At 58.9% G+C, this 12,987-nt stretch carries 16 protein-coding genes; 8 read left to right on the plus strand and 8 right to left on the minus strand.

What is annotated here, in order from left to right; translation table 11 throughout:
* The first annotated feature begins 208 nt into the window (after positions 1-208).
* The 5 genes from NJC40_RS16360 (at position 209) to NJC40_RS16380 (ending at position 4,657) form a co-directional block, all read left to right on the plus strand.
* Positions 209-445 carry a hypothetical protein gene (locus NJC40_RS16360; protein WP_045489932.1) on the plus strand — a complete coding sequence of 79 codons (237 nt, stop codon included), beginning with the start codon at positions 209-211 and terminating at the stop codon, positions 443-445.
* Positions 446-693: 248 nt separating this feature from the next.
* Positions 694-1,032 (plus strand): ribonuclease E inhibitor RraB, encoded by a 339-nt coding sequence (locus NJC40_RS16365; RefSeq protein WP_045489934.1) that lies wholly within the window; start codon positions 694-696, stop codon positions 1,030-1,032.
* A 428-nt stretch (positions 1,033-1,460) separates the two neighbouring features.
* Complete coding sequence (locus tag NJC40_RS16370; RefSeq protein WP_253110280.1) at positions 1,461-2,870, plus strand: circularly permuted type 2 ATP-grasp protein; 1,410 nt, start codon at positions 1,461-1,463, stop codon at positions 2,868-2,870.
* 12 nt (positions 2,871-2,882) lie between these two features.
* Complete coding sequence (locus NJC40_RS16375) at positions 2,883-3,842, plus strand: alpha-E domain-containing protein (protein ID WP_045489938.1); 960 nt, start codon at positions 2,883-2,885, stop codon at positions 3,840-3,842.
* The gene (locus NJC40_RS16380) at positions 3,839-4,657 is read left to right on the plus strand and encodes a transglutaminase family protein (protein ID WP_045489940.1); all 819 of its coding nucleotides are present in this window, start codon (positions 3,839-3,841) and stop codon (positions 4,655-4,657) included. The genes NJC40_RS16375 and NJC40_RS16380 overlap by 4 nt, the downstream gene beginning before the upstream one ends.
* Before the next feature lie 42 nt (positions 4,658-4,699).
* Here NJC40_RS16380 and NJC40_RS16385 read toward each other — a convergent pair whose 3' ends face one another.
* Positions 4,700-5,071, minus strand: a complete 372-nt coding sequence (locus NJC40_RS16385; protein WP_045489942.1) for a rhodanese-like domain-containing protein — start codon at positions 5,069-5,071, stop codon at positions 4,700-4,702.
* Positions 5,072-5,730: 659 nt separating this feature from the next.
* On the opposite strand from NJC40_RS16385, the gene NJC40_RS16390 reads away from it, so the two are divergent.
* Positions 5,731-6,447, plus strand: a complete 717-nt coding sequence (locus NJC40_RS16390; protein WP_253142124.1) for an amidotransferase — start codon at positions 5,731-5,733, stop codon at positions 6,445-6,447.
* Between the two features lie 84 nt (positions 6,448-6,531).
* On the opposite strand, the gene NJC40_RS16395 is transcribed toward NJC40_RS16390, so the two are convergent.
* From NJC40_RS16395 to NJC40_RS16410, 4 genes are all read right to left on the minus strand, one after another.
* The gene (locus NJC40_RS16395; RefSeq protein ID WP_253142126.1) at positions 6,532-7,503 is read right to left on the minus strand and encodes a magnesium and cobalt transport protein CorA; all 972 of its coding nucleotides are present in this window, start codon (positions 7,501-7,503) and stop codon (positions 6,532-6,534) included.
* A gap of 69 nt (positions 7,504-7,572) precedes the next feature.
* The gene (locus tag NJC40_RS16400) at positions 7,573-8,262 is read right to left on the minus strand and encodes a crotonase/enoyl-CoA hydratase family protein (protein ID WP_045489947.1); all 690 of its coding nucleotides are present in this window, start codon (positions 8,260-8,262) and stop codon (positions 7,573-7,575) included.
* Positions 8,263-8,398: 136 nt separating this feature from the next.
* Entirely contained in the window at positions 8,399-8,692 is a 294-nt protein-coding gene (locus NJC40_RS16405) for a DUF6388 family protein (RefSeq protein WP_045489949.1), read from the minus strand.
* A 50-nt stretch (positions 8,693-8,742) separates the two neighbouring features.
* Positions 8,743-9,210, minus strand: a complete 468-nt coding sequence (locus tag NJC40_RS16410) for a DUF4124 domain-containing protein (RefSeq protein WP_045489951.1) — start codon at positions 9,208-9,210, stop codon at positions 8,743-8,745.
* A gap of 145 nt (positions 9,211-9,355) precedes the next feature.
* Between NJC40_RS16410 and NJC40_RS16415 the strand changes: the two genes are divergently transcribed.
* Complete coding sequence (locus NJC40_RS16415; RefSeq protein ID WP_253142128.1) at positions 9,356-9,517, plus strand: DUF6021 family protein; 162 nt, start codon at positions 9,356-9,358, stop codon at positions 9,515-9,517.
* 6 nt (positions 9,518-9,523) lie between these two features.
* On the opposite strand, the gene NJC40_RS16420 is transcribed toward NJC40_RS16415, so the two are convergent.
* From NJC40_RS16420 to NJC40_RS16430, 3 genes are all read right to left on the minus strand, one after another.
* Positions 9,524-9,892, minus strand: coding sequence for a c-type cytochrome (locus NJC40_RS16420; protein ID WP_253142130.1), 369 nt, complete (start codon positions 9,890-9,892; stop codon positions 9,524-9,526).
* A gap of 166 nt (positions 9,893-10,058) precedes the next feature.
* Positions 10,059-11,204, minus strand: coding sequence for a hypothetical protein (locus NJC40_RS16425; RefSeq protein ID WP_253142131.1), 1,146 nt, complete (start codon positions 11,202-11,204; stop codon positions 10,059-10,061).
* 179 nt (positions 11,205-11,383) lie between these two features.
* Positions 11,384-11,647, minus strand: coding sequence for a hypothetical protein (locus tag NJC40_RS16430; protein WP_253142133.1), 264 nt, complete (start codon positions 11,645-11,647; stop codon positions 11,384-11,386).
* A 259-nt stretch (positions 11,648-11,906) separates the two neighbouring features.
* Between NJC40_RS16430 and NJC40_RS16435 the strand changes: the two genes are divergently transcribed.
* Positions 11,907-12,695: an XRE family transcriptional regulator gene (locus NJC40_RS16435; RefSeq protein WP_492180348.1), complete on the plus strand. Its 789-nt coding sequence runs from the start codon at positions 11,907-11,909 to the stop codon at positions 12,693-12,695.
* Positions 12,696-12,987 lie beyond the last annotated feature (292 nt).

The following is a 12,987-nucleotide window of genomic DNA, read 5'->3' on the forward strand; positions in this document are numbered from 1 at the left end:
CAGCATGAAAAAGGCCCCCTCCGGGGCCTTTTTTCTGCCGGTGTAAAAACCGCCGACATGCAGATTCCCGTTTGCTTGGGCGTCACCCAAGTGTCTTCCCGACCTTGCCGCCGTCTGGTAAAAAACACCCTGTATCAGGCTGAACAAACCGCCTCACGGACCGGTCAAGATCACGTAAGCCGATTGTCCGGCTGTTGCGGAGGTACTGATGAAACTGTGGGCCGTTTCGTATCTGGATAAGGATGGCGTGCAACAACGCCTGGAGATTGATTCGCAGCAGTGCCCTACACATGAGGAGGCTGCCCGTCTGCTGCGCCCGAAACTGTTCCCGGTGGCCGGTGAACTCGATCTCAATGATCTGGAGGGGCGAGCGTCAGAGCCGACGGTGAAGACGCTCAGAGAGCAGAACAGCGTGCAGATCCTTTCCATTACAGAGCTTTCCTGAGCGACCATGCTCTGCCAACCGCTTGGCAGGTGCTCAGGCTAAGGCTACTCTGCAAACGGGGCCGCCAGAGGGCGTACGTAAAGTCGCTGAACAGCCACTTGAGTGCATCGTCTGACGGACTCTTCCCGGCGGGTGTCCGGCCCTTTGCAGGCCGACTTCACCCAGCTCCATGCTTGATCGCCAGGCTGGCGGCACGGCCGCACAGCCAGCGTTGAAACTCTATCTATCGTTGCATAGGAGGATGTTTCATGAGCACAGCCCACCCTGAAGACATCAGCACTCACGTGCTGCGTTGCATGAAAGAGGGCGGTTTTGATTTTGCCCGGATTCATCCCATTGAGTTCTACGCCATCTTTCCCGACGAAAAACGCGCTCGCCAGGCCGCGCAAAAATTTCGCGGCGAATCGCTGAACGCTCAGGTCAACGAGCGCGATGACGGTGCCTGGCATTTACAGGTCAGCAAAATGATGTACGCCACTTACCACGGGATCGGGGACTTTGAGCAAGACCTGCAGTCTGCGATTTCCCCGCTTGACGGGGAGGTTGAAGGCTGGGGAGTCAAACATGAACTCAGACGCTTGAACTGAACAGCAGATTCACCCTTGACGGCCCGGCGGGAACATTGCTCCCGCCGGGCCGTTTGCGTTGTAAAGAGCGGGATTGATGTGCAACAGGCAGGCAAAAAAAAGCCACTGAAAACAGTGGCCATAACGGGAATCGGGTTGACGGATGAGTGGTATAAGGCGCTTGATGAGTGACGCCTTGCAGGTGGTGGCTTCCGTTCATGTGAGCGATTGTGGCGAACTAATGGCAAGGCTGGAAATCAACTCGTTCTATAGCGCCTATAGTTTTGATGCATGGTTATGAGGCGTGGGCGATAAAAACGGGCGCAATTTTGCACAAGGAGGGTGCGCGGTGGGCGTTGCGTAAAAATAACTTATTGAAAAATAAAGATTTATGCCGGTGGCACGAGGCTTGCGAAGGCCTTGGCGTCCTGGGTGACAAGGAGTTCGGCATGATCCGCAACTTTTACGATGAGATGTACGATGCTGGCGGGCAGGTTCGCCCGCATTACCGGGAGTTTGCCCGGTGGTTGGGAAATACGCCGCCTGAGCTGTTGGCTCAGCGGCGTCGCGAGGCCGATCTGCTGTTTCATCGTGCCGGAATTACCTTCACGCTCTATGGCGACGAGCAGGGCACCGAGAGGTTGATTCCTTTCGATACCATTCCGCGCAGCATTCCGGCCACTGAGTGGCGGATTGTCGAGCGCGGCTGTATTCAGCGAGTCAAGGCGCTGAACATGTTTCTGGCCGACCTGTATCACGAGCAACGGATCATCAAGGCCGGGATCGTGCCTGCCGAACAGGTACTTGCCAATGAGCAGTACCAGTTGGCAATGCAGGGGCTGAACCTGCACCGCGATCTGTATTCGCATATTTCCGGCGTGGACCTGGTGCGCGACAGTGACGGCACTTATTACGTGCTCGAAGACAACCTCCGCACCCCCAGCGGTGTGAGCTACATGCTCGAAGACCGCAAGATGATGATGCGCCTGTTTCCCGAGCTGTTTGCGGCGCAGCGCATCGCGCCGATCGATCATTACCCGAACCTGTTGCTCGATACCCTGAAAAGTGCCAGCCCGCTGGATAACCCCAGAGTCGTCGTGCTGACGCCGGGGCGCTTCAACAGCGCATTTTTCGAGCATGCGTTCCTGGCGCGGGAAATGGGCGTCGAGCTGGTAGAGGGGGCTGACCTGTTCGTGCGTGATGACCGGGTCTATATGCGCACCACTTCCGGTCCGCGGCCGGTCGACGTGATCTACCGACGTCTGGACGATGCATTTCTCGACCCGCTGGCGTTCAGGCCTGATTCGGTGCTGGGTGTTCCGGGCCTGCTGGCAGCCTACCGCAGCGGCAACGTGGTGCTGGCGAACGCGGTGGGTACCGGCGTTGCCGATGACAAGTCGGTTTACCCGTATGTGACCGACATGATCCGCTTCTATCTTGATGAAGAGCCGATCCTGATGAACGTGCCAACCTGGCAGTGCCGCAAGCCTGACGAGTTGTCTCACGTGCTGGCCAATCTGAAAGATCTGGTGGTCAAGGAAACCCAAGGCTCCGGCGGCTACGGCATGCTGGTCGGCCCGGCGGCAACGGCAGCCGAGATCGAAGCCTTCCGGGCCCGCCTGATTGCCCGGCCACATGCGTATATCGCCCAACCCACCCTGTCCCTGTCGACCTGTCCGACTTTCGTCGAGAACGGCATCGCCCCGCGACACATTGATCTGCGCCCCTTTGTCTTGTCTGGCCGCGAAACTCGCGTAGTGCCCGGCGGGCTCACCCGTGTGGCCCTGCGTGAAGGCTCGCTGGTGGTGAACTCGTCTCAGGGCGGCGGAACCAAGGACACCTGGGTGGTCGAGGATTAAGGATGCCTGCCTATGTTGAGTAGAACTGCCTCTGATCTGTTCTGGATGTCACGTTACCTGGAGCGGGTTGAAAACCTCGCACGGATGCTTGATGTCAGTTACTCGTTGTCATTGATGCCCCAGGACGGGCGTGGTGACGGCCTGGATGAAATCGCCATGCCGCTGTTGATCACCGGCACCCTGGATGCCTATCGAGAGCGTCATGGCGAACGGCATGCCGAACGCATGCTGCACTTCTTTGCTCTGGATGCCAGCAACCCGGCCAGCATCTACAGTTGCCTGGGTGCCGCACGGGCCTGTGCCCACGCGGTACGCGGGCGAATTACCGCTGATATGTGGGAGAACATCAACTCCACCTGGCTGGAAATCCGCGACATCGCCCAGCAGGGCCTGAACCGCTATGGCATGAGCCGCTTTTGCGAGTGGGTCAGGGAGCGTGCCCATCTGTTTCGCGGTGCAACCTACGGCACCATCATGCGCAACGATGCCTTCAGCTTCATTCGCCTGGGGACATTCATCGAGCGTGCCGACAACACTCTGCGCATGCTCGATGCGCGCTACGAGATGCTCGAGCTGCGTGGTTCGCATGTGAAAGCGGCGGCTGACAGCTCTGCTGCCGGCTATTACCAATGGAGTGCGTTGCTGCGTGCCTTGTCGTGCTTCGAGGCCTACACCGAGCTCTATCGCGAGGCGCCTGGAGCCCGGCATGTGGCCGAGTTGCTGTTGTTGCGCGCCGATACGCCACGTTCATTGCTGGCGTGCCTGGAAGAACTCGATGAAGTGCTTAGCAGCCTGCCCGGCATCAACGGGCGGCCCGCCCAGCGCATGGCCGCCGAGCTGCATGCGCGGTTGCGTTTCACCGGCATTGATGAGGTTCTGGAAGCAGGGCTGCATGCATGGTTGAACGACTTCATCCCTCTGGTCGCCGATCTGGGCGATGCGATCCACACTTCCTATCTGGAGGCTGCATGAGACTCTCCATCAGTCATGAGACCAGTTATCACTATGAGGCTCAGGTACGAGCCAGCATCCAGTACCTGCGCCTGACCCCACACGACAGCGAGCGCCAGAAGATTCTCAGTTGGCAACTGAACCTGCCGCGCCCGGTGCGCCCTCAGGTCGACCCATACGGCAATATCCTGCACGTGCTGACCCTCGACGAGCCGCATCAGGCCATTGTGATCGGTGCTCGTGGTCAGGTAGAAATCGACCCGCGCTGCGAGGCCGAGCCTGACAGCCAGTCGCCGTTGCCGTTTCTGCGCTCGACCCGGCTGACCGAGGCTGACGAAGCACTGCGCTCGTTTGCCGCCAGCCAGTGTCAGCGTGGCACTGACCGTACTGCCCTGATCGGCTTGATGCATGCCTTGAACCAGCACATGGTCTATACGCCGGGCAGTACCGAAGTCGAAACCAGTGCGGCGCAAGCCTTCGCCGGCCGCAGCGGGGTCTGTCAGGACCACACCCATGCGTTTCTGGCATGCGCGCGCAGCCTGGGCGTGCCGGCGCGCTATGTGTCGGGTTACCTGTGCACTGCAGACAGCGACCACCTGTCCAGCCATGCCTGGGCCGAGGCCTGGATTGATGACGGCTGGTACAGTTTTGACGTGACCAATCAACTGGCCATTCCTGAGCGGCATCTGAAGGTGGCGGTTGGGCTTGATTACCTGGATGCGTGCCCGGTGCGCGGTATGCGCCGTGGCGGCGGCTTCGAGCAGATGCATGCCCGAGTGCTGGTGTCGCCTGCAGCACCGATTGCCGCTGCGCAGACGCAAGTGCAGCACCAGTGAGGGCCGGGCGGGCTGTCTGAGCGCCCGCCATTTCACTGACGATTACTCGGCGGGGTCGTCGGTGATGTCATAGAGCGCGTTGTGCAGCTCTTCGTAGTTACCGCCATTGATGACGCTCAGGTAACCGGCCTTGTTTAGCTGGTCTTGGGCTTTGTTGGCTTTCTGATCGCTGCTGGCGAAAATCACGAATACCGTATTGCGGTCGGTCAGTACCTGCTTCATCTGGTTGACCAGCCGCACCGGGTCGACCCGCACTGCGTTGAGGACAGTGCCTGCGTCATATTCGATCTGGCTGCGCACATCCACCGCCAGGCGGCCTTCTTTCAAAGCGGCCACGGCGACGGCCTGAGTGACCTCTCCGGCCTGCGCGCCTGCGCAAGCAACCAGCGTTACCAGGGCTATCCACTGACGCATGAGCCTGTCTCCCTTGATCCTGATGGATAAAGAGTGGCACAGACTTGGGCCATTCGACAGCACGTGGTGTTATTTCAGCCGAACAGACGGGTCAGGTTCGGCACGATAAGTACCAGTAGGGTGCCGAACAGAATGAGCCCCGCTTGCCGCAGTTTCGTGTGTTTGAGCATGGCTGACTGCCTTTTGTTGTTATTCCTGAGCGACAACAGCCCACCGGATTTCTTGCGGGAAATCGGTTGGACTGGCAAAGGTAAAGCCATCTGGGCAGTTGGGTGTGGTCTCCGACCGACGTTCCCCGGCGCTGTATAAAGAATTATTGCGCCCTGCCTTTTCTACAGATTTAACCTTAGAGCCCGTGTTTCATAAGGCTTAGAACTATTTGGCCTTTAACTCGCCTCTGATAGTCGTTAAAAATATCAAAAGCTGGCGGCTGTCTGGCCGATCCTTCTACTAGACACTTCGGTCTGGGTTTTACCGTTCGTCTGACTGGTCTGAGCTTCAGGTTGGAGCAAACCTGATCATCGGGTGAGCCTGTCAGCGACAACCCTGTACCTGTCAGCGAACTGGCAGCGCGGCGTGTACACCTTGATTTACAGGGGGTATCAGGGCAGGCTTGGCGCGCCGATCTATTCAACTTCACCGCTTCAGGTCAATTCTTCATGCCGTTACGTATCTGCATCCTGGAAACCGATGTCCTGCGCCCGGAACTGGTCGATCAATATCAAAGCTATGGCCGCATGTTCGAGCGGCTGTTCGCCCGCCAACCGATCGAGGCCTGGTTCGTTATCCATAATGTGATGCAGGGCGATTACCCGGCCGAAGGCGAGCGCTTCGATGCCTACCTGGTGACCGGCAGCAAGGCCGATTCGTTTGGTAGCGATCCGTGGATACAGACCCTCAAGGTCTATCTTCTGGGGCTGTACGAGCGTGGTGAAAAACTGCTGGGTGTCTGCTTCGGCCATCAACTGCTGGCATTGCTGCTGGGCGGCCAGAGCGAGCGCGCTGCCCAGGGTTGGGGCGTCGGTATTCATCACTACCGGTTGGGCAATGAGGCGGCATGGATGACTCCGGCGCTTGAGAACTTGACACTGCTGATCAGCCACCAGGACCAGGTCACCCGCCTGCCGGAAAACGCGACAGTGATTGCCTCAAGCGAGTTCTGCCCGTTCGCGGCCTATCACATTAATGATCAGGTGCTGTGCTTCCAGGGCCACCCCGAGTTCATCCATGACTATTCCAGAGCGTTGATGGACATTCGTCAGGAGTCACTGGGCGCGGCCCTGTACGACCGCGCAGTGACCAGCCTGGTGGAGGATCACCACGGCAGTATCGTGGGTGAATGGATGATGCGCTTTGTGGCGCACAAGACCGTTTAGTCGCAATACTGTTCAATTAGGTACTGTATGCCCTCGGTGGGAGCAGCACCTGATTGACCAGCATTGTGTTGAGCTGATGATCTGCTACAGCCAGCCTGAGCGCTTGAAACTGGCAAACAGCGCGGTGCAGCCGCCGACGATCACCCCCAGCACAATGAAGTAGCCGTAGTGCCAGTTCAGTTCCGGCATGTTCTGGAAGTTCATTCCGTAGATGCCGGCAATCGCGGTAGGGAAGGCCAGGATCGCCGCCCAGGCGGCGAACTTTCTCTGGATCAGGCCCTGGCGTGATGACTCCAGCAGCAAGCCGATTTCAATGGTCTGGCTGGCCAGGTCACGCAGGTTGGCCAGGTCTTCCATCTGCCGTTTGACGTGAATCTCGACATCCCGAAAATAAGGACGCATGTTCTTGTCGATGAATGGAAAACTGAGCTTTTGCAGTTCTTCGCCGACCTCGACCATGGGCGCCAGGTAGCGCCACAAACGCAGCAAATCACGGCGCAGGCCGTGAATGCGCTGGATCTGCGCATCGTTCATCACGCCATTGAGCACGCTCTGTTCCAGTTCTTCGAGCTCGCAATGAATGGCTTCGGCGACCGGTTGATAGTTCTCGGTGACAAAGTCCAGTAGCGCGTAAAGCACGAAGTCCTCGCCGTGAGACAGCAGCAGCGGGCGCGCTTCGCAGCGTTGGCGCACCGCGCTGTAGGACTTCGAATGGCCATTGCGCGAGGTAATGACATAGCCCTTGCCGGCAAAGATGTGGGTTTCGATGAATACCAGCTTGCCGTTTTCCCTGACCGGCGCATAGGTGACGATGAACAAGGCATCGCCAAAGGTTTCCAGCTTTGGTCGGCTATGCACCTCAAGGGCGTCTTCGATGGCCAGCTCATGCAGGTTGAACTGCTTCTTGAGGCTGGCCAGCTCATGCGGGTCGGGCTTTTCCAGGCCAATCCAGACAAAGTGACCTGGCTTGGCGGCCCAGGTTGCACCTTCTTCCAGAGTAATATCGCTAACTTTTCTGCCTGCGCTGTAAACCGCTGCTGCAACTACTCGGCCCATATCGGTATCGCTTCTTCCGGATGCTGGTTCAGGTTGATCAGAGTATTGCAGCAGCCGCGAGTTCGGGCATCAGACAAGATGTTGGCGATCGAGCTCTATGGCTGCGTCGAGGGTTTCCAGCAGTGCGCGGCGGGCCTTGAGTTTGGTGTTGCGATGCGCGGTCATGTTGATTTTTTTCAACTGCCCGGCCACCTGGCGTGCGGTTTCAATCAAATCCTGGGGGGCGACCACCTGATCGAGAAAGCCGGCCTCACGTGCCGCTTGCGGGCCGAACATCTCGGCGTTGATCACCGAGCGGTGAAAGGCTGATTTGCGCAGCCGGTCGCGGGCCAGCTCGATGCCGACGTTATGCATGGTCATGCCGATCTGCACTTCATTCAGGCCGATCTGGAACGGGCCCTCGACACCGATCCGGTAGTCGGCCGACAGCAGCAGGAAGGCGCCTTTGGCCACGGCATGGCCAGGGCAGGCCACCACGATGGGGAAGGGGTGGGCCAGCATCCGCCGGGCCAGAGTCGAGCCCTGGGCGACCAGCGCGATCGCAGCTTCCGGGCCTGAGGTCATCACCTTGAGGTCGTAGCCGCCGGAAAGAATGCCCGGCTGGCCGGTGACGATAACCACTGCGCGATCCTGCACGGCCTGGTCCAGCGCGGCATTGAATGCATCGATGAGCAGCGGCGAGATCGCATTGACCTTGCCATTGTTCAGGGTCAGGGTGGCAATGCCTTCTTCGAGCTGGTACGAGATCAGGTCACTCATGGCGCAATTCCTTATTGGCGTATTCGGCAGACGTTACCCATGCAAAGGGTGCAGGTAAAGAACTGACTAACCGGTCATCAAAAGCCCGATTGGACACGCCACCGCTGCTGGCTGCTGCACCCGGTCTGGGTATGGATCAGGACTGGATGTCGTTGAACGAGCAGTACTCGTCCCATTCCATGCCGAGCGCTTCGGCAACCTGGCGGTGGGCTTCCAGGCGCATTTGCTGGCGTTGCTGCTCAGACTCGGCAATCAGTTCGATGGCCAGCTCCCAGGCCTCGATCCCTTGTTCATCAGCCGCATCTTCAAAGGCCCACTGCACCTGTTGCTGTTGCTCTTTGGCGCTGAGCTGGCTGATTTCATCCTTGAGCGTCGGGTGGGTGGCCAGGTATTTGGCCAAGGCGGCTTCTTGCCACTCGTTCATGTTCATCATGCGGCTCCTCGGGTGCGTGGCATCACGGTTGATGCCCAAGGGCGCCATTATCGTTGGCGCATGCTGCCTGGCAAGCCTTGCGGTATCGCTTCGTTGCTGCCCATCGCGCGGCGCAGCGCTTCGTCGAAGGATGACTGGCCGGCACTGGGGTCGAAGCACTCGCTGTAAAATTGCTTGCCGGCGCATTTGGAGGCGACGGTGGGCGCGGGAAGCCGGTTCTCCTGCAGCTTCTTGTAGTTCTCGCCCTCAATCACTTTGGCGTTGGTCTTGCCGCTGATCTGCAGGTTCTTGATTGCCCGCAGATGAACTTCATGTACATGCTCACGAGGCGTGTCCGGGGTCATCAGCGGCGGGCCGGGGCGCTGCACGGTGGTTTCACCGCGATTGAGCGGGCAGGGCGTGGCGGCGTAGCCGATTTTGCCTTCCGGTGAAACACACTTGAATATTTCGCCCTGCGCGTAGTCGCACAGAACAATAGCCAGCGCGAATGCGATCAATGATGAACGGCGTTTCATCTGCTCCTCCCTGAGTGGCGCAAGGCTACCATTGCCGCGCTTCAGGGAACAGTCCCTGGCACCGTTCGTCTGCCGGGCTGCACCATTGTCAACGGCTTGGTTCCCACAGCTATGAACCCATTCATTCCTGTCGCGGAGGCTGCACATGCCGACCCATAAAAATGACCCGCTACCCACCGACAAGCCGGATTTCGACCCCGACTCACCGGATCTGGAAGACCCGCAGATCGACCCGCCAGAACCTGCCAAGTCACCTGACGACAAGCCACCGGCAGGCGATTACCCGCCCTATAACGAGAATAAGTAATCGGCGCTATGGATTGGCCTGCAGATACTCCAGCAGGTCTTCCATGCGCTGCTCATTGCCCATCCACCAGAGCTTCATGCGGGTGCCTGGCACCACGCCGTCGGGATCCTTGACCAGTGTTGCGATGTTCTCGCGGGTCCAGACAATTCCGGAGTTGTGCATGGCGTCCGTGTATTTGTAGTCGGCCGTAGCCCCGGCGTTACGGCCGATCACCCCGTTAAGCTGGGGGCCGAAGGCGGCTCGTGCATGCGGGCCGATCTTGTGGCAGCCGGCACACAGTTTGGTAAATACCGCCTTGCCGGCCTCGGCATCCCCCGCGCCATAGGCACTGCCGGCCGCCAACAGTGCCAAAAGCAGTAATACGGTGTTGTTCATGGGGCCTCGTCAGCACGATTTTCAAGGCCGGGATGCTAACCCACACCGATGGTGAGGAAAACCGGGTCTGTGGTCATGAGCGTGGACAACCTATGTCAGCCGGGTTGTCACCCCAGCCAAAGCCTGCTTGAAGGACGGCAGGCCCTCGCTGGTTTAGATCTGGTTTTCAAACGGTTTGCCAGCCCTGCTGAGCCGTCCAGCGCCACAGGCGCGGTTCGCCGTGGCGGTCCTTGCGCTGCGCTTTGCAAACCATCGCCTGCTGATCGTCATGCCAGAGCAGTTCAGGGAAGGTCATTGAGACCAGCAGGCCGCTGGCAACCTGATCGACGCTGATCTCGGCCTGCGGGCTGTGCAGCGGCTCAAGCGGGTTGTCCAGCGTGCGCAGGCTGTGCGGCAAGTGCAACTGCCAATCGAACACCGGGCCACCCGGCGGCGCGGGGGACGGAAATGGCTGCTCATGGGCCTGGCGCAAAATGTCCCACTGGTTCTGCGCAATCCACAGATCGGCAACCTGAACCATCTTGTGCGACTGCGCATGGGTGATCAAATCGTCGATCATCGCGCTCCAGGTCTTGTTGGAGACCAGCGGGCTTTCCCGGCCGGTGATTGTCAAGTTGCCGACCAGATCGATCTCCCAGAAACGGCTGTCGACATCGCAGACATGCAGCAGGTGTTGCTTGCGGTCGTAGATCATCAACGGCCAGTGGCTGCGCGAAGGTGCTGGGGTCACGAAATAGCGTCCGTTTGGAGAGAAGCCGCTCGACGCACCGCCGCCGTAAATGACGCTGCCATCAGGCAATAGGTAATCGCACACGGCAGGCCCGCCCATGACAAACTCGCTGCAAGACAGCACCCGCACTGCCTCGCCTTCGGGGCTAAGCGGCGCCTGACCGCTCCAGGCGTTGGGTCCCGCAATGTCCAGGGGCGTGCATTCGCTAAGCCGCGGCTTGCTGTGCGGCTCGGGAATATTGAGCCTGGCGAGCTTCTGCCAGCCCTTATGCACCACTACAAGCATGATGAAGCACAGGATGCCCACCAGCGCCCCGGTAAAGCCGGACGACACCAGGCTACCCAGCAGATAACTGACGCCGAAACAGCTGCCCAGCATCCACATGAAGGTGCTGTCTACTTCACCGCGAATGCGGTTCTCTAGCCATTCGGCAAGGTGCGCCAGGACCCAATAGGCGATGATCAGGGCCGGCGGCAGATAGAGCGGGATGACAAAGGGAATGACCAGCAGCGCCAGGTTGATCAACAGCTTTGCAAGCACGATGAAGAAATTGTCTTTGTCTTGATAGGGAATGCCAGACATCGTGCCAGCTCAGGTTTTACTAGAAGGCCGTGATCATAACCGTGGCGCGGGCAGGGCGACGACGCTGTTGGGTGGATTTCGGGACGGGGTTCGCAGCCTTTGCCAATCAGACCTTTTGCGGATGGGGTAACCCACGCCAGGCCGTGGTTTTGCACACGGCCTGCGTGAGCTGCACGCGCTCAGAGATCTTTCTTGGCCTCTTTGTCGACATGCTTGTCGGCCTTGTGTCGTTCATCATCGGCGTGCCGCGCACCTTTATCGACTTCATCAGCATCGTGCTTGACGCCCTTATCGAGCTCTTTGGCGTCATGCTCGACCCCTTTGTCCAGCTCGCGGTTGTCATGGCGAACGCCCTTTTCCAGTGGCGTCTCGGCAAACGCCTGTGCCGACAGGGTGGCGGCCAGAACCAGAGCGCCTGCCAGGGCCAGAATCGGTTTACGCATGGTATTACTCCTGAATTCGACGACCAGTCCGTCATGGACTGCTGAATTTCAAGCTGGCTCAGGGGTCGGGTAATGGCAGGCCGTTGGTCGGCAGTTCGAGGCCCGAAGCGCATCGCTTAATCGGCAAGGCAGAAAAACACGTATCGTTTTAATGAAAAACACAATAAATGTAGACACAGGTATTTCATTTCGTGGTCAAATCCTGCGTATGAACGAAACCATCGGAAAACGCATCAAGCGTCTCAGAACAGCCGCAAAGATGTCGCAGGCTCAGCTTGCGCAAGCCTGCGGCTGGAAATCGCAATCACGGGTGGGCAACTATGAGGCTGACTCGCGCGAGCCCTCGTTTGCCGATATCGAGGCCATTGCCACGGCCCTGCAAATCGACAAATCGCAGCTGTTGCTGGATATGCGCGCGCTGCAGCCGGGTGGGGGCCTGACCAACCTGCCAGCGCCTGCCAAGACTTCTGCCGCTGATCTGGTGACCCAGATGCTGGTCAGGCACGGCAAGAACCTCGACGAGCAAGCGCGCAAGAAGATCGCTGACGCAGTGCGCGACACCGCAGATGAAGTGAGTGCCGGCAATGTGATCCAGGCTGATTTTTCCGGGTTGAAGGCCACCCCGGACGAAATCGTGATTCGTCAGTACGACATACGCGGCTCGATGGGGCACGGCCAAATACCGCCAGATTACAAAGAGGTCATCCGCAACCTGATCATCAGCGAAGATGTGTTGCGTGAAAAGGGCGTGACCTACACCTCCAGGCACTCTCTGGCGATGATCACTGGCTGGGGCCAGAGCATGGAAGGCACGATCAACGACAAAGACCCGGTCATTGTGGATCGTGGCGTCAATGAGTTCATCGGCGACGGCGTGTACGTGATCACCTGGCACGACATGCTGTACATCAAACGCCTGCAGGTGTTCGACGCTGAGCGGTTCTGGCTGATCTCGGACAACGAGAAGCACAAGGACCAGCAAGCCCGTATCGAAGACGTGACCATTCACGCCAAAGTGCTGCTGGTCTGGAATGCCAAAAAGGTCTGAGGCCAATACAGTTCGGTTAAGCGCCGCATACCCGATGGGAGTGGCCGGTCGGCGCTCCGGTTGCGGACGAAGAAGCCAGCACATTCGCAGCAATTGCTCTGACTTTGCCGGCCTCTTCGCTACCAAGGTAGCTCCCACAGAGGTATACAGTGCCTAAACGAACAGTATTGGATCTATGGCTGATTTAGCCTGAACGTTTGCGGGTGCCGGTCAGTCCGGTACCTGTCGCCACAGCCGGCGCGCGCTTGCCCGGCTGCTCTCGCCAATCTGTCGTGCTGGCCGCAAAGCCCCC

The organism is Pseudomonas sp. 21LCFQ02 (assembly GCF_024129895.2).
Classification (GTDB): Bacteria; Pseudomonadota; Gammaproteobacteria; order Pseudomonadales; family Pseudomonadaceae; genus Aquipseudomonas.

What these genes read in the sequence shown, in the direction of transcription:
- NJC40_RS16360 (WP_045489932.1), top strand. Translation starts at nt 209, where the DNA reads ATGAAACTGTGGGCCGTTTCGTATCTGGATAAGGATGGCGTGCAACAA.
- NJC40_RS16365 (WP_045489934.1), top strand. Translation starts at nt 694, where the DNA reads ATGAGCACAGCCCACCCTGAAGACATCAGCACTCACGTGCTGCGTTGC.
- NJC40_RS16370 (WP_253110280.1), top strand. Translation starts at nt 1,461, where the DNA reads ATGATCCGCAACTTTTACGATGAGATGTACGATGCTGGCGGGCAGGTT.
- NJC40_RS16375 (WP_045489938.1), top strand. Translation starts at nt 2,883, where the DNA reads ATGTTGAGTAGAACTGCCTCTGATCTGTTCTGGATGTCACGTTACCTG.
- NJC40_RS16380 (WP_045489940.1), top strand. Translation starts at nt 3,839, where the DNA reads ATGAGACTCTCCATCAGTCATGAGACCAGTTATCACTATGAGGCTCAG.
- NJC40_RS16385 (WP_045489942.1), bottom strand. Translation starts at nt 5,071, where the DNA reads ATGCGTCAGTGGATAGCCCTGGTAACGCTGGTTGCTTGCGCAGGCGCG.
- NJC40_RS16390 (WP_253142124.1), top strand. Translation starts at nt 5,731, where the DNA reads ATGCCGTTACGTATCTGCATCCTGGAAACCGATGTCCTGCGCCCGGAA.
- NJC40_RS16395 (WP_253142126.1), bottom strand. Translation starts at nt 7,503, where the DNA reads ATGGGCCGAGTAGTTGCAGCAGCGGTTTACAGCGCAGGCAGAAAAGTT.
- NJC40_RS16400 (WP_045489947.1), bottom strand. Translation starts at nt 8,262, where the DNA reads ATGAGTGACCTGATCTCGTACCAGCTCGAAGAAGGCATTGCCACCCTG.
- NJC40_RS16405 (WP_045489949.1), bottom strand. Translation starts at nt 8,692, where the DNA reads ATGAACATGAACGAGTGGCAAGAAGCCGCCTTGGCCAAATACCTGGCC.
- NJC40_RS16410 (WP_045489951.1), bottom strand. Translation starts at nt 9,210, where the DNA reads ATGAAACGCCGTTCATCATTGATCGCATTCGCGCTGGCTATTGTTCTG.
- NJC40_RS16415 (WP_253142128.1), top strand. Translation starts at nt 9,356, where the DNA reads ATGCCGACCCATAAAAATGACCCGCTACCCACCGACAAGCCGGATTTC.
- NJC40_RS16420 (WP_253142130.1), bottom strand. Translation starts at nt 9,892, where the DNA reads ATGAACAACACCGTATTACTGCTTTTGGCACTGTTGGCGGCCGGCAGT.
- NJC40_RS16425 (WP_253142131.1), bottom strand. Translation starts at nt 11,204, where the DNA reads ATGTCTGGCATTCCCTATCAAGACAAAGACAATTTCTTCATCGTGCTT.
- NJC40_RS16430 (WP_253142133.1), bottom strand. Translation starts at nt 11,647, where the DNA reads ATGCGTAAACCGATTCTGGCCCTGGCAGGCGCTCTGGTTCTGGCCGCC.
- NJC40_RS16435 (WP_492180348.1), top strand. Translation starts at nt 11,907, where the DNA reads ATGTCGCAGGCTCAGCTTGCGCAAGCCTGCGGCTGGAAATCGCAATCA.